General features: G+C 67.3%; 23 protein-coding genes. 11 read left to right on the top strand and 12 right to left on the bottom strand.

All coding sequences use genetic code 11. The features are described 5' to 3' along the window. Positions 1-116: 116 nt before the first annotated feature. From ACZI8W_RS25110 to nadA, 4 genes are all read right to left on the bottom strand, one after another. Positions 117-1577, bottom strand: a complete 1461-nt coding sequence (locus tag ACZI8W_RS25110; protein WP_463371251.1) for a WS/DGAT/MGAT family O-acyltransferase — start codon at positions 1575-1577, stop codon at positions 117-119. Positions 1578-1694: 117 nt separating this feature from the next. Further along, on the bottom strand, positions 1695-2561 hold the full coding sequence (gene nadC, locus ACZI8W_RS25105; protein WP_463371250.1) for a carboxylating nicotinate-nucleotide diphosphorylase: 867 nt from the start codon (positions 2559-2561) through the stop codon (positions 1695-1697). A 1-nt stretch (position 2562) separates the two neighbouring features. Beyond that, a complete protein-coding gene (locus ACZI8W_RS25100; protein WP_463371249.1) occupies positions 2563-4125 on the bottom strand; it encodes an L-aspartate oxidase in 1563 nt (520 codons plus the stop codon). 8 nt (positions 4126-4133) lie between these two features. Then, a complete protein-coding gene (gene nadA / locus ACZI8W_RS25095) occupies positions 4134-5165 on the bottom strand; it encodes a quinolinate synthase NadA (RefSeq protein ID WP_463371248.1) in 1032 nt (343 codons plus the stop codon). An 83-nt stretch (positions 5166-5248) separates the two neighbouring features. Between nadA and ACZI8W_RS25090 the strand changes: the two genes are divergently transcribed. From ACZI8W_RS25090 to ACZI8W_RS25080, 3 genes are all read left to right on the top strand, one after another. Next, a complete protein-coding gene (locus tag ACZI8W_RS25090; RefSeq protein ID WP_463371247.1) occupies positions 5249-5959 on the top strand; it encodes an NUDIX hydrolase in 711 nt (236 codons plus the stop codon). Between the two features lie 68 nt (positions 5960-6027). Continuing rightward, positions 6028-6975: an aldo/keto reductase gene (locus ACZI8W_RS25085; RefSeq protein WP_463371246.1), complete on the top strand. Its 948-nt coding sequence runs from the start codon at positions 6028-6030 to the stop codon at positions 6973-6975. A 121-nt stretch (positions 6976-7096) separates the two neighbouring features. Then, positions 7097-7531 carry a nuclear transport factor 2 family protein gene (locus ACZI8W_RS25080; protein WP_463371245.1) on the top strand — a complete coding sequence of 145 codons (435 nt, stop codon included), beginning with the start codon at positions 7097-7099 and terminating at the stop codon, positions 7529-7531. A 16-nt stretch (positions 7532-7547) separates the two neighbouring features. On the opposite strand, the gene bsaP is transcribed toward ACZI8W_RS25080, so the two are convergent. Beyond that, a complete protein-coding gene (gene bsaP, locus ACZI8W_RS25075; protein ID WP_463371244.1) occupies positions 7548-7748 on the bottom strand; it encodes a biotin synthase auxiliary protein BsaP in 201 nt (66 codons plus the stop codon). 2 nt (positions 7749-7750) lie between these two features. Continuing rightward, positions 7751-8764: a biotin synthase BioB gene (bioB, locus tag ACZI8W_RS25070; RefSeq protein WP_463371243.1), complete on the bottom strand. Its 1014-nt coding sequence runs from the start codon at positions 8762-8764 to the stop codon at positions 7751-7753. A 112-nt stretch (positions 8765-8876) separates the two neighbouring features. Here bioB and ACZI8W_RS25065 point away from each other — a divergent pair, with 112 nt between their 5' ends. From ACZI8W_RS25065 to ACZI8W_RS25035, 7 genes are all read left to right on the top strand, one after another. Next, positions 8877-9503, top strand: coding sequence for a TetR/AcrR family transcriptional regulator C-terminal domain-containing protein (locus ACZI8W_RS25065; protein WP_463371242.1), 627 nt, complete (start codon positions 8877-8879; stop codon positions 9501-9503). 43 nt (positions 9504-9546) lie between these two features. Beyond that, complete coding sequence (locus tag ACZI8W_RS25060) at positions 9547-10887, top strand: SWIM zinc finger family protein (protein ID WP_463371241.1); 1341 nt, start codon at positions 9547-9549, stop codon at positions 10885-10887. Then, positions 10884-12317 (top strand): DUF5691 domain-containing protein, encoded by a 1434-nt coding sequence (locus ACZI8W_RS25055; RefSeq protein WP_463371240.1) that lies wholly within the window; start codon positions 10884-10886, stop codon positions 12315-12317. The genes ACZI8W_RS25060 and ACZI8W_RS25055 overlap by 4 nt, the downstream gene beginning before the upstream one ends. Further along, on the top strand, positions 12314-13417 hold the full coding sequence (locus ACZI8W_RS25050) for an ATP-binding protein (RefSeq protein WP_463371239.1): 1104 nt from the start codon (positions 12314-12316) through the stop codon (positions 13415-13417). Before ACZI8W_RS25055 ends, ACZI8W_RS25050 begins: the two co-directional genes overlap by 4 nt. Further along, entirely contained in the window at positions 13396-15609 is a 2214-nt protein-coding gene (locus ACZI8W_RS25045) for a DUF5682 family protein (protein WP_463371253.1), read from the top strand. The genes ACZI8W_RS25050 and ACZI8W_RS25045 overlap by 22 nt, the downstream gene beginning before the upstream one ends. Further along, positions 15606-16796, top strand: coding sequence for a VWA domain-containing protein (locus ACZI8W_RS25040; protein WP_463371238.1), 1191 nt, complete (start codon positions 15606-15608; stop codon positions 16794-16796). Before ACZI8W_RS25045 ends, ACZI8W_RS25040 begins: the two co-directional genes overlap by 4 nt. 79 nt (positions 16797-16875) lie before the next feature. Next, entirely contained in the window at positions 16876-17859 is a 984-nt protein-coding gene (locus ACZI8W_RS25035; protein ID WP_463371237.1) for an iron-siderophore ABC transporter substrate-binding protein, read from the top strand. 33 nt (positions 17860-17892) lie between these two features. On the opposite strand, the gene ACZI8W_RS25030 is transcribed toward ACZI8W_RS25035, so the two are convergent. From ACZI8W_RS25030 to ACZI8W_RS25005, 6 genes are all read right to left on the bottom strand, one after another. Further along, complete coding sequence (locus tag ACZI8W_RS25030) at positions 17893-18531, bottom strand: MSMEG_1061 family FMN-dependent PPOX-type flavoprotein (RefSeq protein WP_463371236.1); 639 nt, start codon at positions 18529-18531, stop codon at positions 17893-17895. A 60-nt stretch (positions 18532-18591) separates the two neighbouring features. Beyond that, positions 18592-19338 carry a succinate dehydrogenase/fumarate reductase iron-sulfur subunit gene (locus ACZI8W_RS25025; protein WP_463371235.1) on the bottom strand — a complete coding sequence of 249 codons (747 nt, stop codon included), beginning with the start codon at positions 19336-19338 and terminating at the stop codon, positions 18592-18594. 1 nt (position 19339) lies between these two features. Beyond that, the gene (locus ACZI8W_RS25020; protein ID WP_463371234.1) at positions 19340-21271 is read right to left on the bottom strand and encodes a fumarate reductase/succinate dehydrogenase flavoprotein subunit; all 1932 of its coding nucleotides are present in this window, start codon (positions 21269-21271) and stop codon (positions 19340-19342) included. Positions 21272-21321: 50 nt separating this feature from the next. Beyond that, positions 21322-22131: a hypothetical protein gene (locus ACZI8W_RS25015; protein ID WP_463371233.1), complete on the bottom strand. Its 810-nt coding sequence runs from the start codon at positions 22129-22131 to the stop codon at positions 21322-21324. Then, positions 22128-22415, bottom strand: coding sequence for a hypothetical protein (locus ACZI8W_RS25010; protein ID WP_463371232.1), 288 nt, complete (start codon positions 22413-22415; stop codon positions 22128-22130). Before ACZI8W_RS25010 ends, ACZI8W_RS25015 begins: the two co-directional genes overlap by 4 nt. 121 nt (positions 22416-22536) lie before the next feature. Then, positions 22537-23364: an acyl-CoA thioesterase gene (locus tag ACZI8W_RS25005; protein ID WP_463371231.1), complete on the bottom strand. Its 828-nt coding sequence runs from the start codon at positions 23362-23364 to the stop codon at positions 22537-22539. Positions 23365-23481: 117 nt separating this feature from the next. Between ACZI8W_RS25005 and ACZI8W_RS25000 the strand changes: the two genes are divergently transcribed. Then, positions 23482-24126: a class I SAM-dependent methyltransferase gene (locus ACZI8W_RS25000; RefSeq protein WP_463371230.1), complete on the top strand. Its 645-nt coding sequence runs from the start codon at positions 23482-23484 to the stop codon at positions 24124-24126. Positions 24127-24175: the final 49 nt, after the last annotated feature.

Genomic DNA, 24175 nt, shown 5'->3' with positions numbered 1-24175 from the left:
AACAATCCAACTTCCGGAGGGGGTCTGCATAACCGGAACCGGCATTTTGCCGTCCTTTGCCCACTGCCAGGCTGTCTGGTAGTGGACTCCCGCCTGCTTCGCCCACTCCGACAGTTTCATACTTCTACTATATTCACAGATAAACGCTGATGTCTACCTATGCCTTGAGGAACAGTTAAGACCCCCTCGACCTCGACCCCGACGGCATGTTCGAGCGCGACGAGTTCGGCATCGAGGTGCTCGAGCAGCGTTCCCAGATCCGGAACGGTACGCCGGCATGCGGTGAGCCCGAACGCGATCCGATCGTCGGTGCTGGTGCACGTGATGTTCAGCGCCTGCCCGTCGAGCGGGACCGAGAGCGGATACACCGAGTCCACACGGGCACCGTTCCAGTAGAGCGAAGTGTCGGGGCCGGGCACATTCGAGATGATGACATTGAACCCCGGCCGTGACAGCACCCGATTCCCGGTCAGGACACCCAACGCCAAGGGAACAACGCCGACGGCGCTCGCGGCAAGTCGGGACACGGTCGACATCCCGCGCATCGACTTCTTTCCATCCGCCATCGAGGCGCGCACCCCGGCAAGCCGCTGCGCCGCCGCCGGCCGGTCGGTCGCGAGTGAGCACATGAGGACACCGAGGTCGTTCCCGGCGTTCTTCTCGTTCCGCAATGCGACCGGCACCATCGCGACCAACGACTCGGCGGGCAGCGAGTCCTGTTCGGCCAGGAACGTGCGCAGCGCTCCCGAGCACATGGCGAGTACCACGTCATTGAGGGTCGAATCGGATGCCTTGGCCACCAACCTGAGTCGTTCGAGTGGCCACGCCCGCGCCGCAAACCGGCGGGACCCCGCAATGGGGACGTTGAGAATGGTCTGCGGCGCCGCGAGCGACAACGACCCGCCCCGGTCATGCACGGCACGGTCGACGGTCCCGACGATTGCGGGCACGAGACCGAACGCCTCCGAGATCACTCCGCGGGCAGCGCGCACCGCGGTGGTCGGCATCTCGATCGCGGTACCGACGACCGAGCGCTGCGGGTCGGAGGCATCGGGGGCTGCCCACGGCGCCGGCATACCGGTCTCCTGGGAGTCCGGGCTCAACGCACGGCGCAGCAACCGCATCGCGCCCACGCCGTCGGCGAGGGCGTGATGGATCTTCATGTAGAGCCCGTACCGGCCGTCGGAGAGTCCTTCGATCAAGTACATCTCCCACAGCGGGCGACTGCGGTCGAGCAACGGGGCATGCAGGCGGGAAACCAGCTCCCGCAATTCGGTTGTGGACCCAGGGTGCGGCAACGCGGTGAATCGCACGTGGTAGTCGAGATCGATACCCGGCGAGTCTTCCCACGCCCACTGACCGAAGGTGGCAAGCGAACGCACGGCTCGCTTGCGCCACAGCGGTGCGGCGTCCTCACCCTCGCTGCGTGCGATCGCGTCGACGAACATCTGCCGCAGATCACTCGCCGTGCCGCCCTCGGGCGGCTCGAACATCACGAGACCACCCACATGCATCGGATGCTCGCGGGTCTCACCGAGCAAGAACATCGAATCCGTCGGCGACATCGGCAGCAGCATGAGCGTCGTCCCTACTTCCCCTACTCGGCAGGCCCCCTGACCCGCCGCCCCCGTGAGCGAAGTCAGTCGGGGTCTCTCGTAGTTCTACGTCATGGACTCCCGCTTCGCTACCGGAACTCACATGTCCAGGCCGAGATCGAGCACCGTGACCGAATGGGTCAACGCACCCACGGCGAGGTAGTCGACACCGGTGCGCGCGTAGTCGGCCGCTACGTCGAGCGTGAGACCGCCCGACGATTCCAGTCGTGTGTGGGGCGCGTGGGTATTGCGGCGTTGCACTGCGATCTGCGTCTGCCACAACGGGAAGTTGTCGAGCAGGATCAGGTCGACGTCTTCGGCCAGGACCTCGTCGAACTGCTCGAGGCTGTCGACCTCGACCTCGCACGCGATATCCGGAGCATGTGCGCGCACCGCGCGAAGCGCAGCGACCACCGATCCGGCGGCCGCCACATGGTTGTCCTTGATGAGGGCTTCGTCGCCGAGCCCCATCCGGTGATTGACGCCACCACCGACACGCACGGCGTACTTCTGCAACGCCCTTAGACCGGGGAGGGTCTTACGGCTGTCTCGAATTCTCGCCTCGGTACCGGCGACCGCGTCGACCCAGTCGGACGTGGTGGTGGCGATCCCCGACAGGTGGCACACGAGGTTGAGCAGGGTGCGTTCTGCGGTGAGCAGCCCGCGGGTAGACGCCTCGAGCGTGAGGACGGGCTCCCCCGCGACCACACGATGTCCGTCCTCGACCCGATTGCGCACCGTGTAGTGGCCCGCGCCCAGGACTTCGTCGAGCACTAGCAATGCCACGTCGAGACCCGCGACCGTTCCGGCCTGTCGCGGCACCAATGTCGCGACGGCGACGGCGTCGGCCGGAACCGTCGCGTCGGTGGTGACGTCCGGTCCGTACCGGAGATCCTCGTCGAGAGCCTGTCGCACGAGAGCGCGGGTCTCATCGACGTCGAGTCCGGCGGGCAGCACGGTGGCCATGTCAGTTCGCTCCTGTGAGTTGGGGTGTGGTCACGACGAGTTCTCCGTCGTCACCCACGTGCTGATCGAGGGAAAACGCCTGGTCGGGATTCGGGGTCGGATGGTCCCCTCGGGTGTGACATCCGCGGGATTCGGTACGTCGAAGCGCCGCACCGATAAGGGCGCGGGCCGCGAGGGTGAGGGCGGCATCCTCGAGGTCGGTGACGCCGGTACACACCTGCGCGCTCGCGCCCGCCAGGATCGCGTGTGCTCCGACGAGACCGGTCTCGTCGCGGACGACCAGCGCGGCGCGGGTCATTGCGCGCTGCAGTTCGGTGCGGTCGAGGCGCGGAAGAACCGGCACCGTCGCCTCGGGCGTATCGACGCGCAGGCCACCGCGCTCCGCAGCCGCGGCCACGCCGGCGCGCTCCCCCACCACGAGACCTTCGAGCAGGCTGTTGGACGCGAGCCGGTTCGCGCCGTGCAATCCGGTGCGTGCGAGCTCACCCGCGGCATACAGACCGGGGATCCCGGTACGGCCGTGCACGTCGGTGACGACGCCGCCGCACGAATAGTGCGCGGCCGGAGCGACCGGAAGCAGGTCCTGTGCGGGATCGAGCCCGGCCTCGGCGCAGGCCCCGGTGATGGTCGGGAATCGCTCCGCGAAGCCCTCGAGGTGACGCGCATCGAGGAACACGTGATCTTCACCGAGCACGGCGAGGCGTTCGGCGATCGCACGGGACACCACGTCGCGCGGGGCGAGATCGCCGAGAGGATGCACACCGTCTGTGACGGACCGGCCGCGTGAATCGACGAGCGTCGCACCCTCCCCGCGGACCGCCTCGCTGATGAGCGGGCGTCGCCCGATGCCGCCGGCCGCGAACAGAACGGTGGGATGAAACTGCACGAACTCGATGTCCGCGACGTGGGCGCCGGCGTGCAAGGCGAGGGCGACGCCGTCGGCGGTGGAGCCGGCCGGGTTGGTACTGCACGCATACAGTTGCCCGAGTCCGCCGGTCGCAAGCAGAACCGCGGGGGCGTGGACGACACCGAAGCCGCGCTCGTCGAGCACGAGCACTCCGGTGACACCGCGCCCGTCGGTGAGCACCCGCGCGACGGCGGCCCCGAAAAGCACCCGGAGGCCGGCACCGCCGAGTGCCCGCTGAACCTCTGCGCCGGTGGCATCCCCGCCGGAGTGGATGATCCGGCGGGTGCTGTGCCCGCCTTCCCTGGTCCGGGAGACGTCGCCGTCGTGCCCACGATCGAAGACCGCCCCCAGATCGATCAGGGCAGCGATCGCGTCGGGGCCTGCAGCCACGATCGATCGGACCGCGTTTTCGTCGCAGACCCCGCCGCCCGCGCCGAGTGTGTCCGCGACGTGGGATTCGACGCTGTCGCCGATCGGCGCAACCACGGCGATGCCCCCCTGCGCATACTGCGTCGCGGTGTCGGTCGGTCCACCCTTGCTCACCGTGAGCACCCGCAGGCCCCGCAGCGAGGCCGCGCGCGCTGCGGTGAGCCCGGCGACGCCCCCTCCGACCACAACGAGGTCGGCGTGCTCCTCCCAGCGCACCCCGGCGCTCACGGTGGGTATCACTCTCCGCTGCCCGGGTTGCCGATCGAGATCATCCGCTGCACCGACAGGCGGGCCCGCTCCGCCACCTGCGGGTCGACGTGGACCTCGTCCTTGCGCTCACGAAGACAGCGGAGCAGCGCGGCCGGGGTGATCATCTTCATGTAGGGGCACGACGCACGATCGTTGACCGGCTGGAAGTCGATACCCGGCGCGGCCTTGCGTAGTTGATGCAGCATGCCGACCTCGGTGGCCACGAGGACCTGCTTGGCTCCGGTCTCACGGGCTGCGTCGATCATTCCGCCGGTCGAAAGGATCTTGACCTTGTCGTCGGGCACGAATCCCTCGCCGGCGAGGTAGAGCGCCGAGGTGGCGCAGCCGCACTCGGGGTGGACGAACAGGTCGGCGTCGGGGTGCGAGCGAGCCTGCGCGGCGAGTTCGTCGCCGTTGATGCCCGCGTGCACGTGGCATTCGCCCGCCCAGATGTGGATGTTGTCCCGTCCCGTCACGCGCTTGACGTGCGCACCGAGGAACTGGTCGGGGAGGAACAGCACCTCGCGGTCGGGATCGATGGACGCCACGACGTCGACGGCGTTCGACGACGTGCAGCAGATGTCCGTCAGGCCCTTGACCTCGGCGGTCGTGTTGACGTATGACACGACGACGGCGTCGGGGTGGTCCGCTTTCCACTCACGCAGTTGATCCGCGTCGATGGAGTCGGCCAGTGAGCACCCGGCGCGTTCGTCGGGGATCAGCACGGTCTTGTCCGGGCTGAGGATCTTGGCGGTCTCCGCCATGAAGTGCACACCGCAGAACACGATCGTGCCTTCTTCTGCCTCCGCGGCGATCCGCGAGAGCGCCAGGGAGTCTCCGACGTGGTCGGCGATGTCCTGGATGGCCGGCAATTGGTAGTTGTGCGCGAGCAGCGTCGCGTTCTGCTCGCGGGCGAGCCGGCGCACCTCGTCGGCCCACTCCGGCGTCGCCTCGATGCCGGAGTAACCACCCGGTCCGTCGACGATTGCGGCGGCTCCCGCCCACTCTGTCGTGGTCATGGCGTTGCTCCTTCGTGGAGTGCAATCCGGGCGGACTGTGCTCGGATTTCCGTTCTCAAGGTTTTCGACTTAGGGTCGAAAACATGCCTCATAGTAACACCGGTCACGAAGTGCTCATCGTGGTGTTCCAGGTTCGCCACTTCTCCGACACCTCGAGCACCCCCCGGTCCGCTCCCGAACTCGGCGTTCTGCTGTGGGAACGCGCACTCGACCCTCAGATGGGCACCTGGTCGCTGCCCGGCGGCCGACTCCACGACGACGAGGACCTCACGTCGTCCGCACGACGTCAACTCGCCGAGAAGGTCGACGTGTGCGAAGTGGCCCATCTCGAGCAACTCTCGGTGTTCTCCGCTCCCGATCGTGTACCCGGCACCCGCACCATCGCCTCGACCTATCTCGCACTGGTGCCGATCACCTCCGACCCCCACCTCCCGGACGACACCTCGTGGCATTCGGTCGCCCATCTCCCCGAAATGTCGTTCGATCATCGGATCATGGTCGCCAATGCACATGCCCGTCTGGCCTCGAAGCTGTCGTACACCAACATCGCCTACGGACTCGCACCCGCCCAGTTCTCGATGTCGACCCTGCGTGAGATCTATTGCGCTGCACTCGGCTACCAAGTCGATGCCACGAATCTTCAGCGTGTGCTCGCCCGCCGGGAGGTCCTCACCCGGACCGGCAGCACCGCGCCGTCGGGCAAGAGCGGGGGCCGACCTCCCGCGCTGTATCGATTCACCGACTCCCGCCTGCGCGTTACAGACGAATTCGCGGCGTTGCGTCCACCGGGATGACCCCCGGGTCGTCGGAGTCTTCCGGGAGTAGGGTGCGCGTGGAACATCACGCCGACGACGGGAGCACAGTGGCAACAATCGGAAACTCCGAGCTCGATATCTACCCGCTTGCCTTGGGCGGTAACACGCTCGGCTGGACAGCAGACGAGGCCACCTCGTTCGAGATCCTCGACGCGTTCATGGCCGCAGGCGGTAACTTCGTCGATACCGCCGACTCGTACACTGCCGCCGCCCCCGGCAATTCCGGCGGCGAATCCGAGACCATCCTCGGAAAGTGGAAAGCCGCTCGCGGCATCGGATCGGAGGTGATGGTGGCGACCAAGGTCGCCCAGCACCCCGAATTCCAGGGCCTGGCGCCGGAGAATGTCGCGGCGGCCGCGGACGCCTCCCTCAAGCGTCTGCAGTCCGACCACATCGACCTCTACTTCGCACACTCGGACGACCCCGAGACACCGCTGCACGAGACCGTGGCCGCGTTCGATGCACTCGTCCGAAGCGGCAAGGTCCGGTACGTCGGCTTGTCGAACTACTCCCCCGCCCGCGTCGCCGAGTGGCTCACCCTCGCCGACGAGGGGGGCTACGCGCGGCCGGTGTCGCTGCAGCCGCACTACAACCTGGTGCATCGCGCAGAATACGAGCAGGGCTACGCCCCACTCGTCGCCGAACACGAGCTGGGGGTCCTGCCGTACTTCGGACTCGCCGCGGGTTTCCTCACGGGCAAGTACCGGACAGCGGAGGATCTCGAGGCCGGGATCCGAGGACGGATGGCGTCGCAGTACTTCTCCGAGGCCGGTCTCGCCGTGATCGACGCTCTCGCCGACATCGCGACTGCCCACGCCGTCGAGATCCCGACGGTCGCGCTCGCATGGCTGTCGAAGCGCCCCGGTATCGTCGCGCCGATCGCGAGTGCCAGCCGTATCGAGCAACTGCCCGCGCTCCTCGAGTCGACACGCCTGGTTCTCACCGACCTCGAAGCCGACCGCCTTACCGCGCTGTCCGCCAAGATCGCCGGATAGCGGCGCGGCATGCCCCCGGGTTCCCGCGACGGGGGCATGCCGTCCGACGGCGGATTCGGTTCCGGTTCCGCTCACCGAGCTCGGCAGCCCCGATCCGGTACGCCGACTGCATACTCGTCGCATGAGCACCCCGTCTGATCTGGCCGGTCGCTACGCACTCGCAGTCGATGACCGCGACCGCGCCGCTCTGGCCTCCCTGTTCACCGCGGACGCCGAATTCGTGCAACCTCCTGCGGTGACCCGTGGGGGCGGCACCGTGGTCACGATCGGATCCGACGCAATCGTCGCGGCCGTGTTCGACGGCACCGCGCACCTGCACGCAACTCATCACGCCGTCCACCAGCAGGTCGTCGACATCGACGGCGACACCGCAGTCGGGTCCGTGTACTGCCTGGCGCATCATCTGTATCGCGGTCGCGACGGCATGCGCGACAACGCGTTCGCCATCCGCTACCGGGACGACTACCGGCGGGTGAACGGGAGCTGGAAGATCGCGCGACGCGAACTCGTCGTCGACTACATCGAGGACCACGCCGTCACCGTGCCCGGAGCCTGACGGATCCGTGTCGACCTCAGCGTTGCTCGTCGCGCCACGAGTCGATCGTCCCGTGCCGGGAACACCGGGCCCACCATCCGTCCGGGGCGATCTGCACGATCATCCGGCGTCCACACCGGGTGCAGTAGCGGGGCGGCTCGAGTCCCAGCCGAGCGGCTTCCGGGCGCTCCGCGATGTCGCCCGCGGTGGCCGCGGCGCCTGTGAAGGGATCGAACACGCTCAGATGCTCTCGCCGAGTGCCTTGATCGGCATCTTCAGTTCGTCGAGCAGATCGAGATCGGTTTCGGCGCGCCGCCCCAACGTCGTCAGATAGTTCCCGACGATCACGGCGTTGATTCCGCCGAGAATGCCCTGCTTCGCGCCGAGGTCCCCGAGCGTGATCTCCCGCCCGCCTGCGAAACGCAGGATCGTGCGCGGCAAGGCGAGGCGAAATGCCGCAACTGCTTTGAGTGCCTCCGGCGCGGGAAGAACCTCGAGATCACCGAACGGCGTCCCTGGCCTCGGATTGAGGAAGTTGAGGGGAACCTCGTCGGGTTCGAGCGCGGCGAGGTCGGCGGCGAATTCCGCGCGCTGTTCGAGGGTTTCGCCCATTCCGAGGATTCCGCCGCAGCACACCTCCATCCCGGCTTCGCGGACCATGCTCAGTGTCTCCCACCGTTCCTCCCACGTGTGCGTCGTGACGACATTGGGAAAGAACGATCTCGCGGTCTCGAGGTTGTGGTTGTAACGATGCACGCCGAGTGCGGCGAGCTGGTCGACCTGGTCCTGGGTGAGCATGCCCAGCGAGCACGCGACCTGGATGTCGACTTCACCGCGAATGGCCTCGACTCCTGCCGCGACCTGCGCCATGAGCCGGGCGTCGGGACCGCGGACCGCGGCGACGATGCAGAATTCCGTCGCTCCGGTCTTCGCGGTCTGCTTGGCCGCCTCGACGAGAGCGGGGATGTCGAGCCATGCCGAGCGGACGGGTGAGGCGAACAGACCGGATTGAGAGCAGAAATGGCAGTCCTCGGGACACCCACCGGTCTTGAGGCTGATGATGCCCTCGACCTCCACCTCGGGCCCGCACCACGTCATCCGTACCTCATGTGCCAGCGAGAGCAGGTCTTCGAGGCGGTCATCAGGCAGACGCAGAATCTCGAGCGTCTGGGCGCGGTCGAGCCCCTGGCCGCGCCGGAGCACTTGGTCACGTGCCTGTTCGAGAATATCCACTCGGGTGGGGGCGTGCGTCACTGGAACTCCTGAGAATCAGAACTTGAACACCGTTCACTTGAACATCGTTCAGGTTAGAGTTGTGGTCCGATAGTGTCAACGCAGACCACACTCGAGACAGGGAGCGACACCGGTGCAGCTGCGACGCGGCGACGTCCTCGACGGCGCCATGGCGATACTCGACGAATACGGACTGGGCGACCTGACCATGCGCAAACTCGCCACCTCGCTCGGCGTGCAGCCCGGCGCCCTGTACTGGCACTTCCCCAACAAACAGACATTGCTCGGCGCCATGGCCGACCGGATCCTCGACGGCGTCGATACGCCCCCGTCCGCCGACACCTGGGACGCCGGACTCACCGAACTCGCCTACCGTTTCCGCGGCGCTCTGCTCTCCCATCGCGACGGCGCCGAATTGGTCGCCGCGACCTACGCCTCACGCCTGACCACCTCGGGAGCGCGTGACGGTTTCGTCTCCGCCGCGCTGCGCGCGGGCCTGTCGCGTGCCCACGCCGAACTCACCGGCTACACGCTGCTGCACTATGTCCTCGGCCACACCGTCGACGAACAGTCGCGGCTTCAACTCGCCGAACTCGGGGCACTCACCCGCTCGCCGATCGCCCCCGATACCGCGACGGAGAACGCCGAGACGTCGGACAACGACCTGCTCGACGGCGATCCCGCCATCCGATTCGAGTTCGGGCTGACCCTGCTCGTCGACGGGATCCGCTGCCGCCTCACCGAACTCACATCGTCTTGATCGTGTACGAATCTGTCGGACCGCTGCCGTACGTTTCTTCACCGTGACAACCCCCTGGACGCTCGAACAGATCACCGCAGCAGCACCGGACCAGGCGTCGATGTCTGCTGCCCGACGACTCTCCTCCACATGGTCCGACACCGGATTCTCCGAGCGATCGATCTGGGGACTGTGCCGCGGCAGCGGAGCGAAGCCCTACGCCACCACAGTGGACCTCACCGGTCCCGCATTCCGCTGCTCGTGCCCGAGCCGTAAATTCCCGTGCAAGCACGGACTCGGCCTCTTGCTGCTGTGGTCCGCGGAGAGCATCCCGGCGGGTACCGAACCCGCGTTCGCCTCCGAGTGGCTCGACAGCCGGGCCGAGAAAGCCACCGTAGCCGCCCGTCCCACAGTGACGACGCCGGACCCGGCAACGGCGCAACGCCGCGCCGACCGTGTCGCGGCAGGTCTCGACGATCTCGCACGCTGGCTCACCGACCGGGTCCGCAGCGGGCTCGGGTCGATCTCGCACGACTACGCCACCTACGACTCGGTCGCCTCACGCATGATCGATGCGCAGGCACCGGGAGTCGCCTCGATGCTGCGTAGCCTCCCGGGCGTGGTCGCCTCCGGGCCGGACTGGCCCGCACGACTCCTGTCCGAGTACGGACGTATCTACCTGCTCATCAGCGCGTACCGCGACGTGACCTCGCTTCCCGAGTCGCTGGCCCGGTCCGTGCACACTCATCTCGGGTTCCCGACGAAGGCAGATGACGTTCGGCGCGAGCCCGCCGTTCGCGATCACTGGCAGGTACTCGCTACCCGCATCACCGAAGACAACCGGGTGTACACCCGGAAGGTGTGGCTGCGCGGACGCACCTCTGGGCGCTGGGCGGTCCTGCTCGACTTCGCGCACGGCACGCAACGGTTCACCGACGTGGCACCGAGGGTCGGCGCCGCCGTCGACGCCGACCTGCATTTCTATCCGGCCGCTGCGCCACTGCGTGCACAACTCGGGACACAGCACGGCCCCCCGACGCCGATCTCGTCGCTGCCGGGGACCGACCTCGACCGGGCCCTGGCCGACTACTCCGATGCGCTCGCCGCCGACCCGTGGATTCGGTCGTGGCCCATGCTTCTCGCCGCGGTAGTCCCCACCCATACCGATGACGGCTGGCATCTCGTCGACGAGCACGGCCGGGCAGTGCCGCTCGGGGGCGACGACCACGACCGGTGGCAACTGCTCGCGGTCGCGGGCGGGCGCCCGCTGACGGTGTGCGGCGACTGGGACGGCCGCGGGGTCACCCCCGCGGCCCTGTTCACGCCCGGCCTGGACACCCCCACCCCGGACAGCGCCACCGATGACCCCGCCCTGCACGCCACTCTCGAACGGCCATCCCTGTGAGCAACTCCGGCATCGACGCACTGACCACTGCGGCTCTCCTCGGAACTGCCCGCACGACAACGAATTTCGACTCACTACACACAGCCCGGTCCGCCGGAGCGACGAGCGGCTCTGCCGAGCACCGACTCCTCGCGGCGGCGGCGTTGGAATCGGCGTTCATCGCAGGTGGCTTCCTGCCAACCCCGCATTCTCTACCCGGTGCCGCTCCCGAGGACCGCCGACCCGAACTGCCTCCCGCCGCAACGGAGAGACTCCGCGCGCTCCTCACTGTCGGTTCCGACCTTCTCGACGAATGGTTCCGAGCTGCAACGCGATTCAAAGCTCCAGCCGAGCTGATCGTCGACCTGCTGGACCGCGCCGCGGCCAACGGCAGTGCGCACCGACCGGCCCTGCTCGAACTCGCCGGTCCGCGCGGTCAATGGGTGGCGGCGCAGAATCCCCGATGGGGCTCGCTCGTCGAACCCGATCCGGCCGACGACGACGTGTGGCTGCACGGCCCGCCATCGGGGCGGCGCACCTGGTTCCAGAACCTACGCGCCGCCGACCCCGCCGCCGCCACGGCCCGACTGGCTGCCGTGTGGAAATCGGAAAACGCAGCGACACGCCTCGCATTGCTCGAGGCACTATCCCCGGGCCTCGGTCCGCACGACGAAGACCTGCTCGAGCAGGCTCTGGACGACCGCAGCGGCCGAGTCCGCGAGGCCGCCATCCGATTCCTGCGCCGGCTCCCCGACTCCGCATTCGGCCGCCGTATGGCGCAGCGGGTACACGACTGGACCCGGGTGGATGGCACGGCCCTTGCCATCGCGCTGCCCGACACGATGGACGCCGCCGCCGTGCGCGACGGCCTCGACCTCCGGGGGCCGAGCAAGCTGGCCACGGTCGGTGCCCACCGCCTGTGGTCGCTCGCGGCCTCCGCGCCGCTCGCCACGTGGTGCGAGCCCGGCCGAACCCCAGCCGACGTACTCGCGTTGCAGGTCACCGATGATCTCGGCGATCCCCTGCGGAAGGGATGGGACACCGCCACGGCCTCCCACCGCAACGAACAGTGGGCGAGCGCCATGCTCCACCGCGACGGGACGGTCGACGAGCACATCGCCGGGGCACTCCCCCACACCGTGCTCGTCGAGCACCTGCGCCGGGCATCGAACGCACAACTGCTCGACACCATCCTGCTGGACGCCCTACCGGCTCCGTGGCCGGCCGACGTCGCCGAGAAAGTTCTCGCGGCGCTGTACACCGCTGCCGCGCCGAAGTCGACCACGTTCCGTTCCCTGACCACCCTCCTCGCGCACCGCGCACCGTACGAGGTGGGCGACCTGTTCGCCGACGCCGCCACCCGCACCGACGATCTCGACCGGCTCGGCCGTTTCACGACCGCCGCCGACATCCTGAACCAACGCCGTACCCTTCATGAGGAGTTGAGTTGACCGACCACGTCATCGACGAGCAGAGCCTGCTGCGCCCCCACGCGGAACAGCAGTACGCCGACGAACTGGCCACCCTTGCGCGGCTCGACGACCGTCCGCGCCCACCGTCGTGGCAGCTGTCCCCGTGGGCTGTCGTGACCTATCTACTCGGCGGCGAAGTGTCCGACGGCACAGTGATCTCACCGAAGTACGTCGGGCCGAGGCGCCTCATGGAAGTTGCCGTGGCGACCCTCGCGACCGATCGCGCGTTGCTGCTACTCGGTGTTCCCGGCACGGCGAAGACGTGGGTCTCGGAGCACCTGGCAGCTGCGGTCTCCGGATCGTCGACCCGCCTCGTGCAAGGCACCGCGGGCACAGCGGAAGAGGCCATCCGGTACGGATGGAACTACGCGCGTCTGCTCGCCGAGGGGCCGTCACCGGCCGCACTCGTGCCGTCACCGATCATGACCGCGATGCGCGACGGCACGGTCGCGCGCGTCGAGGAGCTCACCCGCATCCCGGCCGATGTACAGGATGCGCTCATCACCGTGCTGTCGGAAAAGACGTTGCCGGTGCCCGAGCTCAGCATGGAGGTGCAGGCAGCGAAGGGCTTCAATGTCATCGCGACTGCCAATGACCGCGACCGCGGAGTCAACGATCTGTCGTCTGCCTTGCGTCGGCGCTTCAACACCGTCGTCCTGCCCCTCCCCGCCAGCGAAGAAGACGAGGTCGCGATCGTCGCACGGCGGGTGGAACAACTCGGCACCTCACTCGAGCTCCCTCGTGTACCGGCTACCGCGGAGGAGATACGGCGCGTCGTGACGGTCTTCCGGGAGCTGCGGTCGGGGGCGACCAGCGATGGGCGAACCAAGCTCAAGTCTCCGTCGGGCACGTTGTCCACCGCCGAGGCGATCTCGGTGGTCACCAACGGGCTTGCACTGTCGGCGCATTTCGGCGACGGCGTACTCCGCTCGTCCGATGTCGCGGCGGGGATTCTCGGCGCGGTTGTGAAGGATCCGACCGCCGATCGGCAGGTATGGATCGAATACCTCGAGACCGTGGTCCGTGAGCGCGGGGACTGGGCCGACTTCTACCGCGCCTGCCGCGAGGTCACCGGGTGACGACATCCGCGCAGGTAGAGGTGTTCGGAATCCGGCATCACGGTCCCGGTTCCGCTCGCGCGGTGTTGCGTGCCCTCGCCGAGTTCGAACCCGATACCGTCCTCATCGAGGGGCCGTCCGACGCCGACCCGCTCGCCGCGCTGGCCGCCTCCGACGATCTGCACCCCCCGGTGGCGCTGCTCGCCTATGCCACCGGCGAGCCCGGGACCTCGGCATTCTGGCCGTTCGCCGCATTCTCGCCCGAATGGCAAGCGCTACGCTGGGCGATAGTGCACGACGCCGACGTGCGGTTCTGCGACCTACCTGCGGCGCAGCAACTCGCCGCCGACCGGGGACCGGGGCCCGATGGCGAGGATCCACTCGTCGCGCTGGCCGCCGCCGGTGGCTACGACGACTTCGAGCAGTGGTGGGACACGGTTGTCGAGTCGAGGACACCGGATGACACCCACGACCACCTGGCCGACTTCGGTGCCGTCGCGGAGGCGATGGCCGCGCTCCGCGAGGACACCGAACTCGACGAACACACCGCACGACGCGAAGCACACATGCGCCAAGTGCTGCGCAGCACCGTCAAGGCCGGTGCAGTGAAGATCGCGGTGGTGTGCGGTGCGATGCACGCTCCTGCGCTAACAGGCACACTCGGCCCGGCAGCGCCGGATGCGCGGCTGCTCAAAGGTCTCCCCAAGGTCAGGACGTCGCTGACCTGGGTTCCGTGGACCCATTCACGGTTGGCATCGACCTCGGGGTACGGCGCAGGAATCACCTCCCCCGGCTGGTACCACCATCTGTTCACCCAACCTCAGGACACGACCACGCGGTGGCTCACCCGGGTCGCGCGGACGCTACGAGAACACGACCTTCCCGTGTCGAGCGCTCATGTCATCGAAGCGACCCGGCTCGCCGACTCGCTGGCCTCGCTGCGGAATCGGCCGCTTGCCGGGCTCGCCGAAGTCACCGAGGCCACCCGCGCGGTGCTGTGCGACGGCGACGATACTCTCCTCGAGTTCGTCACTCGCACGCTCGTCGTCGGCGAAGCTCTCGGCCGTGTTCCGGACGACACCCCTACGGTGCCACTCGACGCCGATCTCCAGGCCACGTCGAAGACCCTGCGACTCAAGCGTTCAGCGCAGAACAAGACTCTCGAGCTCGACCTGCGCAAGCAGATCGACCTGGGTCGCTCGCGGCTACTGCATCGCCTCGGAGTCCTCGGGATCTCCTGGGGTGTACCGCGTGCCAGTGATGTGCGGTCGACGGGCACGTTCCGGGAGACCTGGGCTCTGCAGTGGGACCCCGAGTTGTCGGTGTCGATCGTGGAGGCCTCCCACTGGGGAACTACCGTCGAATCGGCTGCCCATGCGCTCGTCCACGACCGCGCCTGCGATCGCGACGCCACCTTGGCGCAGGTGGTGGCGCTCCTCGAGGAGGCACTGCTCGCCGATCTGCGCGGCGTGATCCCCGACCTTCTCCGGTCGATCGACACCGCCGCCGCGCTCGATCACGACGTCGCCCGTTTGATGGCGGCGCTGCCGGCCTTGATCCGCACTCTGCGGTACGGCGATGTGCGCGGCACCGACCTGTCGTCGCTCACGCACGTGGCCGATGCCCTTCTGGTACGGATCTGTGCGGGCCTTCCCGCGGCGGTGACCGCCCTCGACACCGACGCGGCCGACGCGCTCCGCCGCGAGTTCGACGCCGTCCACGCAGCGCTTGCACTGCGCGACGACGTCGCCGCCACACAGCGGTGGCTCGACACCCTCACTGTCCTCGCCGATCGCCACGAGGTGGACGGCATCCTCTCCGGACGGGCAACGCGCCTACTCCGCGACCTGGGTCGCATCGACGAGCAGGACACCGCTGTGCGCGTATCCCGCGCGCTGTCGATCGGCAGCGAACCCGCCGCGAAAGCACGCTGGATCGACGGATTCGTCGGCGACGGCGCACTGTTGCTCATCCATGATCGGGCACTGCTGACGCTGATCGACCGCTGGGTGTCGGGGCTGCGCGGGCAGGACTTCGTCGACGTCCTGCCGGTGCTACGCCGCACGTTCGGCGGCTTCGAAGCCACCGAGCGGGCAACGCTCGGCGCCATCCTCCGTGGTGTCGCCACCGCCCGCACCACCACCCTCGTCGATGTCGAACGTGGCCGGCGGACCACGGCCGCAACGGCTCTGATCCTGGGAGTGCGCGAATGACACCGCCTTCGAATCCCGAAGTATCGACCGACACCGAACCTGCCGATTCGGAGCGTATGCGCCGCTGGCGCCTGCTCCTGGGGGTCGCCGCGCAGGATTCGACCTGCGCCCTCGGGTCCGCGAGCGACGCCGCGATGGACGGCGCCCTCGCTGCGCTCTACGACCGCCCCGGTTCCGCCGAGGGAAGTGGTCCGCGGAGCGCGGGTCTCGGTTCGTCGGCACCGCGTGTCGCGCGGTGGCTCGGCGATATCCGCACCTACTTCCCCACCTCGGTCGTGCAGGTGATGCAGCGTGATGCGATGGATCGGCTCGGGTTGACCCAACTGCTCCTCGAACCTGAACTGCTGGATGCCGTGGAACCGGATGTCCATCTCGTGGGAACGCTACTGAGCCTCAATCGGGTGATGCCCGAGACCACGAAGGCCACGGCGCGGATGGTGGTCGAGAAGGTCGTCCGAGCGGTCGAGGAACGCATCGCGCAGCACACCCGCACCGCAGTGACCGGAGCATTGAACCGCTCGGCGCGCACCTCGAATCCGAAACTGCGCGACATCGACTGGAACCGCACGATCCGCGCGAACCTCGCCCACTATCTGCCGGAGTATCGGACGGTGGTGCCGGAGCGTCTCGTCGGCTACGGACGGCGGTCGCAGAGCGTGCAACGCGACGTGGTGCTGGCGATCGACCAGTCGGGGTCGATGGCGTCGAGCGTGGTGTATGCATCAGTGTTCGGGGCTGTTCTCGCGTCGATGCGCACGCTGCGGACCTCGCTGGTCGTGTTCGACACGGCCGTGGTGGATCTGACCGACAAGCTGGCCGATCCGGTCGATGTACTGTTCGGGACGCAACTCGGCGGCGGTACCGACATCAATCGGGCGATCGCGTACAGCCAGTCGCTGATCACGCGTCCCACCGAGTCGATGTTCGTGCTCATTTCCGACCTGTACGAGGGCGGGATCCGCGCGGAGATGCTCACGCGGATGGCGGCAATGAAGGACGCGGGCGTTCAGGTGGTAGTGCTGCTCGCACTCTCCGACGACGGTGCGCCGTCGTTCGACCGCGACAACGCGGCGGCGCTCGCCGGCCTCGGTATCCCGGCGTTCGCCTGCACACCCGACAAGTTTCCGGAGTTGTTGGCGCTGGCGCTCGAACGTGGCGACATCAGCCGGTGGGCGCAGTCGCTCTGACTCACATAACGAACCCGGCACAGAGTTAGGATGTCCTGACCTGATTCACACTCAAGTGGTCGACGGAACGAGGATATCGGTGAAACTTCGAAGTGCGGCCTTCATCGCCGCCACGGCACTGGTCGTGACGGCGTGCGGCTCCAGCAGCGACGAACCCTCCAGCGATACGGGTGCAACCGGGGACGGCTCCTTCCCCGCTACCGTCGAGACCATGTTCGGGGCGGTCACCGTCGAGTCCGCACCCGAACGGGTTGCGGCGCTCGGGTGGGGCGACGCAGAGACCGCGCTCGCGCTCGGCGTCCAACCGGTGGCGGCGAGCGACTGGCTCGGGTTCGGAGGCGACGGCGTCGGGCCTTGGGCCGAGGGGCTGTACACCGAGTCACCCGAGATCATCGACACCATGGAACCGTCGTTCGAGCAGATCGCGGCGCTCGCGCCGGATCTGATCCTCGACACGGCAAGCTCGGGAGAGCAAGCACGATACGACACCCTCGCGCAGATCGCCCCCACGATCGGCCCGCCGGAAGGTGCCACGGCGTACCTGACACCGCGCGACGACCAGATCACGATGGTCGCGACCGCACTCGGCGTCCCCGAGCAGGGCGAGGATCTCGTGAGCAGCATCGACGCCCAGTTCGTGCAGGCCTCAGCCGACCACCCGGAGTTCGAGGGTAAAACGGTGACGGTCGCGTCGTACACCGCCGACGGATGGGGCGCCTACGTCTCCCGCGACGCCCGCGTGCAGTTCATGCAGGATCTCGGGTTCGTGAACAACCCGGAGGTCGAGTCCACCGCAACCGAGAACTTCTTCATCCCGATCTCGGATGAGAACCTGGGCATGCTCGATGCCGATCTGCTCATCGTGATGCCGATCTACGTCGATTCCGCCGAGGTCACCGACAATCCGCTGTTCCAGCAGATTCCCGCGGTGAGCGATGGGCGAGCGATCGTGCTCGACAGCGGATCCGACATCGCCAACGCCATGTCGGTGAACACTGCGCTGTCGATCCCGTTCGCGCTCGAACAGCTCGTGCCGCAGTTGGCTGAGCGCGTGCCCGCCTGATCCCGGCGACTTTCCCCCGACCCGGCACGGGCGTCAATACAGCACTTCGCGGTACGACTCCTGCCGGGCGGGTTCGAGCTCGTTGATGTCGAGGTGGTGCTGTTCCGCAATCATCTCGCGGATCGCCGGCACGGACTGCTGATCGGGCCACGTCGACGGCTCCCATACCTTCGCGCGGAGCAACGCTCGCGCACAGTGCAGGTAGGCCTCGTCGACGCGCACGATCACGGCGAGCTGTGCCGGTTTACCGGACATCGCCAGCTCGGCGAGCAAGGCGGGATCCGTGGACAGCGACGCCGTCCCGTTGACACGGACCACCTCTTCGTTGCCCGGCACGATGAACAGAATTCCGACGTGGGGGTTCTCGAGGATGTTCCTGTAGGAGTCTGCGCGTCGATTGCCGGGTCGGTCCGGCAGGATCAGCGTCTTCTCGTCGGGGAAGAGCACCGTGCTGACCAGGTCGCCCCGCGGTGAGCTGTCGCAGTTGCCTGCCGCATCGGAGGTAGCGAGGACGAAGAGCCGCGCCTGCGCGATGAAGTCGCGCATCAACGGCGTCGTGAACGGCGTCGTCTTCTCTTTCATCGCCGGGAACGGTTCGCCGACCGCCGCCTCGAGTTGTTCGATCGTGTCGATCCTCTCGCGGACGAGTTCATCGATCCTATTTGCCTGCACGGGCGCCACCTCCGCCCCGGACGATACCCAACGGTTCGGTGCGCAGGTCGCCCAGCACCGTCAGCGGCGGAAGAGTTTGTTGCCCAACCACACGATCGGGTCGTAGCGGCGACCGGCAACGCGTTCCTTCATGGGGATGATCGCGTTGTCGGTGATGTGGATGTTCTCCGGGCACACCTCGGTGCAGCACTTGGTGATGTTGCACAGACCGAGTCCGTCCTCGTCCTGAGCGGTGTCCCTGCGGTCGGCCACATCGAGCGGATGCATCTCGAGTTCAGCGAGCCGGATGAAGAATCGCGGTCCGGCGAACGCGTGTTTGTTCTCCTCGTGGTCCCGCACCACGTGGCACACGTTCTGGCAGAGGAAGCATTCGATGCATTTGCGGAATTCCTGGGATCGTTGCACATCGATCTGCTGCATTCGGTAGTCCCCGGGCGCCAGATCATCGGGCGGAGTGAACGAAGGTATCTGCCTGGCTTTCGCATAGTTGAACGACACGTCGGTCACGAGGTCACGGATGATCGGGAAGGTCCGCATCGGCGTCACAGTCACCGTCTCGTCCGGATCGAACACCGACATGCGGGTCATGCAGGTGAGCCGGGGACGCCCGTTGACCTCGGCCGAACACGATCCGCACTTGCCGGCCTTGCAGTTCCACCGCACCGCGAGATCCGGGGTCTGGGTGGCCTGGAGCCGATGCAGGATGTCGAGCACGACCTCGCCCTCGTTCACCTCGACGGTGTAATCGTGCAGGTCTCCGCCGTCGACGTCCCCGCGCCATATCCTGAACGCCGCGTGATAACCCATGTCAGCCCTTCCGTCCGGGATGGTCCGCGAGTTCCTCGTCGGTGTAGTACTTGCCGAGTTCGTCGATGTCGAACAGTGCGAGCAGGTCGGGGCGCATCGGGTCCTGCCGATGCGCGTTCACCGTGACGTCGGGAATCACCGGATCGCCGCCGGTTGTGCGGCACACCAGCAAGGTGCGACGCCATTGCGCGTCCATCGCCGGATGGTCGTCGCGGGTGTGTCCACCGCGACTCTCGGTGCGCTGCAACGCCGCCTGGGCCACGCATTCGCACACCAGCAACATGTTGCGCAGATCGACGGCGAGATGCCAACCGGGGTTGAACTGCCGGTGGCCCTCCACCGCGACCCGGCGGACCCGAGTACGTAGTGTCTGTAGTTCATCGAGTGCGCGTTCGACTTCGTCGGCGCGGCGGATGATCCCCACGAGGTCGTGCATCGACTGCTGCAGTTCGGTGTGCAGGGTGTACGGATTCTCGACGGCGCTGGAATCGTCGATCATTTCATCGGCCGCGCCGAACGGAGACAATGCGACGCGCGCAGCCGCCTCGACATCAGCGTCGGCGACTGCCGGCCGCGCACTCAGCCCCAGCACGTAGTCTGCTGCCCCGAGGCCGGCTCTGCGGCCGAACACCAGCAGATCGGACAGTGAATTCCCGCCGAGACGGTTCGACCCGTGCATCCCGCCGGAGCATTCCCCGGCGGCGAAGAGGCCGGGTACCGCCGCCGCACCGGTATCGGGATCGACCTCGATCCCGCCCATCACGTAATGGCAGGTGGGCCCGACTTCCATCGCCTCGGCCGTGATGTCGACGTCGGCGAGTTCTTTGAACTGGTGGTGCATGGACGGCAGGCGTCGCATGATCTCGGCCGCGGGCATCCGGGATGCGATGTCGAGGAAGACCCCACCGTGCGGTGTCCCCCGGCCTTCCTTGACCTCGGAGTTGATGGCGCGGGCCACCTCGTCGCGCGGCAGCAGATCGGGGGTACGGCGATTGTTCTCCTGGTCGTCGTACCAGCGGTCGGCTTCCTCTGCTGTCTCGGCGTACTGGCCTTTGAACACCGGCGGGATGTACGAGAACATGAACCGGTCGCCGTCGGTGTTCTTCAGGACCCCGCCGTCGCCGCGGACACCCTCTGTGACGAGGATTCCTTTCACGCTGGGCGGCCAGATCATTCCGGTGGGGTGGAACTGGACGAACTCCATGTTGATCAGTGCCGCGCCCGCCCGAAGCGCAAGAGCGTGCCCGTCGCCGGTGTACTCCCACGAGTTGGACGTCACCTTCCAGGACTTGCCGATACCGCCGGTCGCCACGATGACCGCGGGAGCCTCGAACAGCACGAACCGCCCGGTCTCCCGCCAGTACCCGAACGCCCCGGCGATGCGCCCCTCGGAATCCTTCAGAAGTTCGGTGATCGTGCATTCGGCGTAGACCTTCACGCGCGCCTCGTAGTCGCCGTACTCGGCATGGTCCTCCTGCTGCAGCGACACGATCTTCTGCTGCATGGTGCGGATCAGTTCGAGGCCGGTGCGATCACCGACGTGCGCGAGCCGCGGATAGGTGTGGCCGCCGAAGTTGCGCTGGCTGATGCGCCCGTCGGGCGTGCGGTCGAACAACGCGCCGTAGGTTTCCAATTCCCACACTCTGTCCGGGGCCTCTCGCGCATGCAGTTCCGCCATCCGCCAGTTGTTGAGGAACTTGCCGCCGCGCATGGTGTCCTGGAAATGCACCTGCCACGAGTCGTGCGGGTTGGCGTTGCCCATCGCCGCCGCGCACCCGCCTTCTGCCATGACGGTGTGGGCCTTGCCGAACAGCGACTTGCACACCACGGCAACGGACAGTCCCCGTTGGCGAGCCTCGATGACGGCGCGCAGGCCCGCTCCACCGGCCCCGATCACCACCACGTCGACCGTGTGCCGCTCGACTTCCACCATCCGTACCCCCTTCTCGTCGTGTGCGTCCGTCGTGTGAATTCGGAGGTTCGTCAGCCGATGAACCGCAGATCCGTGATGGTTCCGCTGGCCACGAGCATGATGTAGAAGTCCGTGATCATCAGGGTGCCCAGCGTGATCCACGCGAACTGCATGTGCCTCGTGTTGAGCTTCGAGACAAACGTCCAGACCCTGTACCGGACCGGATGTTTCGAGAAATGTTTGAGCCGCCCGCCGGTGACGTGCCGACACGAGTGGCACGACACGGTATACCCCCACAGGAGGATCACGTTGATCAGCAGTATCACATTGCCGAGGCCGAACCCGAACCCGCTCGGACTCTGGAACGCCGTGACCACGTCGTACGTGTTGATCAGCGAGATGACGACGCCCGCGTAGAAGAAGTAGCGGTGCGCGTTCTGCAGGATCAGCGGCAGCCGGGTCTCGCCCGTGTACCGGGCGTGTGGTTCGGCCACTGCGCACGCGGGCGGCGCCAGCCAGAACGACCGGTAGTAGGCCTTGCGGTAGTAGTAGCAGGTCAGCCGGAAACCGAGCAGGAACGGCAACGACAGGAACGCGAGGGGCATCCACATCGGGAGCTCTCCGACCCACGTACCGAAGTGCCGGGCCCCCTCGACGCACGAGGCGCTCACGCACGGCGAGTAGAACGGCGTCAGATAGTGGTAGTCCTCGACGTAATACGACGAACGGACGAATGATCTGATCGTGGCGTAGACGATGAAGATGAGTAGACCGACAACGGTCAGCAGCGGTGTCTGCCACCATCTGTCGGTGCGCAGGGTGCGGTCCACGATCCGCGCACGGGTCGCGGATCGCACACCGGTCGGCGCGGGGGTGCTCACCGATCTCCGTGGAGACCGCCGAGGCCCTCGTCGTCCATATCCGCCCCGCGGAACAGGGCGTCGTCATACGGTTCGTTGGGAACAGGAATGCGTTCGCCCGAATATGCGTGCACCTCGGCCGGCGGACGCTCGACGAGATCGTGCGCGTCGATGTCGAGCCGTTCGAGGTCGTTCGCCAGCCGCTGTACGGCGGCAGCATCACCGTAACGTGTGCGCAACGATCCGACACAGTGGCGCAAACGGCCTATGGTGCGCTGCAGTTCCTGCATTTCGGTGGTGGACATCCGAACCTCCGAGCGGGACGGGTCGGCACCTCGGGTCGGCCGACACGATGTGATTCCATTCACAGTACGACATATTGCGCACCGGATCGGCGGGTTCCCCGCAATCGTTCCTACCCGCCCGTCAGGTCCCGAACACGCGGATGAAGCATTCATAGGCCGTGGTCGCGATCGCGGCACCCGACCGGTCGAAGAAGTGTCCGGCCACCGACGCCCGATCGCCGGACTGGGCGCCGACGGCGGTGCTGTAGAGCAGCCAGTCGTCGAGGTCGACGTCGGCGTGGAACGAAACGTTCGCCTCGACGGCTGCCACGACCATGCGGCCTCGGCCCCAGCACAGTCCGCGGCTGGTCAGCACCGAGTCGAAGACCGTCATATCGGACGCGTAGGCGAGTGCGGCTCGCTGCCGGTTGTCCGTGCCCCCAACGGGACGGGATGCGCGGAACCAGACGTTCGCGCGGTCAGCGGTAGCGCCGCACGCCGCCAGCTCCCACGGCGACGGGCAGGCATAACGAGCATCGAATACCCTTGCAGCAGAGCCGAATTCCGGGGGAATCCGTTCGACCTGCGTGAACGCATCGTTGCAGTGCTCGGGTGCCGGAACGTCCGGCATCGCCGGTCCGGACAGGTACGGCCCGGCCGGGCGTTGCGTGGACACGGTCGCCGCGAAGAACACGTTGTCGGGCGCCCGTGCGGTCACGGTGTACACACTGATGCGCGAGTCGGTGCGCAGCGGCGCGACGGTGTAGTCCACGTCGTGCCCGGACCGGCCCTGGCCGAGGAACGCTGCGCGGATGCTGCGGATCTCCTGCCCGTCCTCGGCGTCGACCGCGACCATTGACTGCGCGAGCAGTTGGCCCCCGAACAGGCGCATGCCTCCCTCGTGCGATCCGGCGCGCCACCGGCCGTCTCCTGTCGCGGTGAGCTCGAGCAGGTCGTTCAGCTCCGACACGATCGGTCCCCCATTCCTTGGTGTCCGGAGCATCGTACGTTCGCGCCGCTCGACGTGCCCCGACGTCGGTACAGTCGAGAGACATCGATCTTCGGCGCAGCAGATAGCGGGGGCGGCATGCAGCAACCGGACAACGAGGCGGTGGGACGGATCTTCGACACGATGTCGAGCCGGTACGACAAGCAGATCGACTGGTGGGAACGTCGTGTGATGGGCCGGCCCCGACAGTGGGCGATCCCGCACGCGGAAGGTCGCGTGCTCGAGCTCGCCGTGGGTACAGGCCTGAATCTGCCCTTGTACGGCCCGCAGGTCACGAGCATTCTCGGCATCGACCTGTCCGACAAGATGCTCGACATCGCCCGCGCCCGCATCACCGAGCAGCAGCTGACCCGCGCAGCCGTGCGCCGCGGCGACGCCCAGGCCCTCGACCTGCCGGACAACAGCATCGACACGGTGGTCTCGACGCTGACGTTCTGCACCATCCCCGACCCGCTGGCGGCCAGCCGCGAGGCGTTCCGGGTGCTCGTGCCCGGCGGGCGTGTCGTCCTCGCCGAGCACGGACCGTCCACCAGCAGGATCGGTGCCGCGCTCATGCGCGCGGTCGAACCGATCACCGTCCGGTTCGGTGCGGATCACCTCACCCGCGACCCGGTCCCCTACCTCGAGGACGCCGGTTTCGTCGTCGACCAGGTGCACCGGGTCGGCACGGGTGGTGTCGGGTTCCGGGTGACCGCCCACAAACCTGCGGACACGTCGAGGTAGGACGTCGGTGCGCATCGCCCGTCGGCCACCGAGTGTCACGAGAACGAAT

The sequence above is a fragment of the Rhodococcus ruitaii genome, assembly GCF_055230935.1.
The sequence above is the reverse complement of the archived record's forward strand: the minus strand, read 5'-3'. Positions and strand labels throughout refer to the sequence as shown.

What these genes read in the sequence shown, in the direction of transcription:
- ACZI8W_RS25020 (WP_463371234.1), bottom strand. Translation starts at nt 21,271, where the DNA reads ATGGTGGAAGTCGAGCGGCACACGGTCGACGTGGTGGTGATCGGGGCC.
- ACZI8W_RS25110 (WP_463371251.1), bottom strand. Translation starts at nt 1,577, where the DNA reads ATGCTGCTGCCGATGTCGCCGACGGATTCGATGTTCTTGCTCGGTGAG.
- ACZI8W_RS25040 (WP_463371238.1), top strand. Translation starts at nt 15,606, where the DNA reads ATGACACCGCCTTCGAATCCCGAAGTATCGACCGACACCGAACCTGCC.
- ACZI8W_RS25090 (WP_463371247.1), top strand. Translation starts at nt 5,249, where the DNA reads ATGCCTCATAGTAACACCGGTCACGAAGTGCTCATCGTGGTGTTCCAG.
- nadC (WP_463371250.1), bottom strand. Translation starts at nt 2,561, where the DNA reads ATGGCCACCGTGCTGCCCGCCGGACTCGACGTCGATGAGACCCGCGCT.
- ACZI8W_RS25025 (WP_463371235.1), bottom strand. Translation starts at nt 19,338, where the DNA reads ATGGGTTATCACGCGGCGTTCAGGATATGGCGCGGGGACGTCGACGGC.
- ACZI8W_RS25010 (WP_463371232.1), bottom strand. Translation starts at nt 22,415, where the DNA reads ATGTCCACCACCGAAATGCAGGAACTGCAGCGCACCATAGGCCGTTTG.
- nadA (WP_463371248.1), bottom strand. Translation starts at nt 5,165, where the DNA reads ATGACCACGACAGAGTGGGCGGGAGCCGCCGCAATCGTCGACGGACCG.
- ACZI8W_RS25000 (WP_463371230.1), top strand. Translation starts at nt 23,482, where the DNA reads ATGCAGCAACCGGACAACGAGGCGGTGGGACGGATCTTCGACACGATG.
- ACZI8W_RS25080 (WP_463371245.1), top strand. Translation starts at nt 7,097, where the DNA reads ATGAGCACCCCGTCTGATCTGGCCGGTCGCTACGCACTCGCAGTCGAT.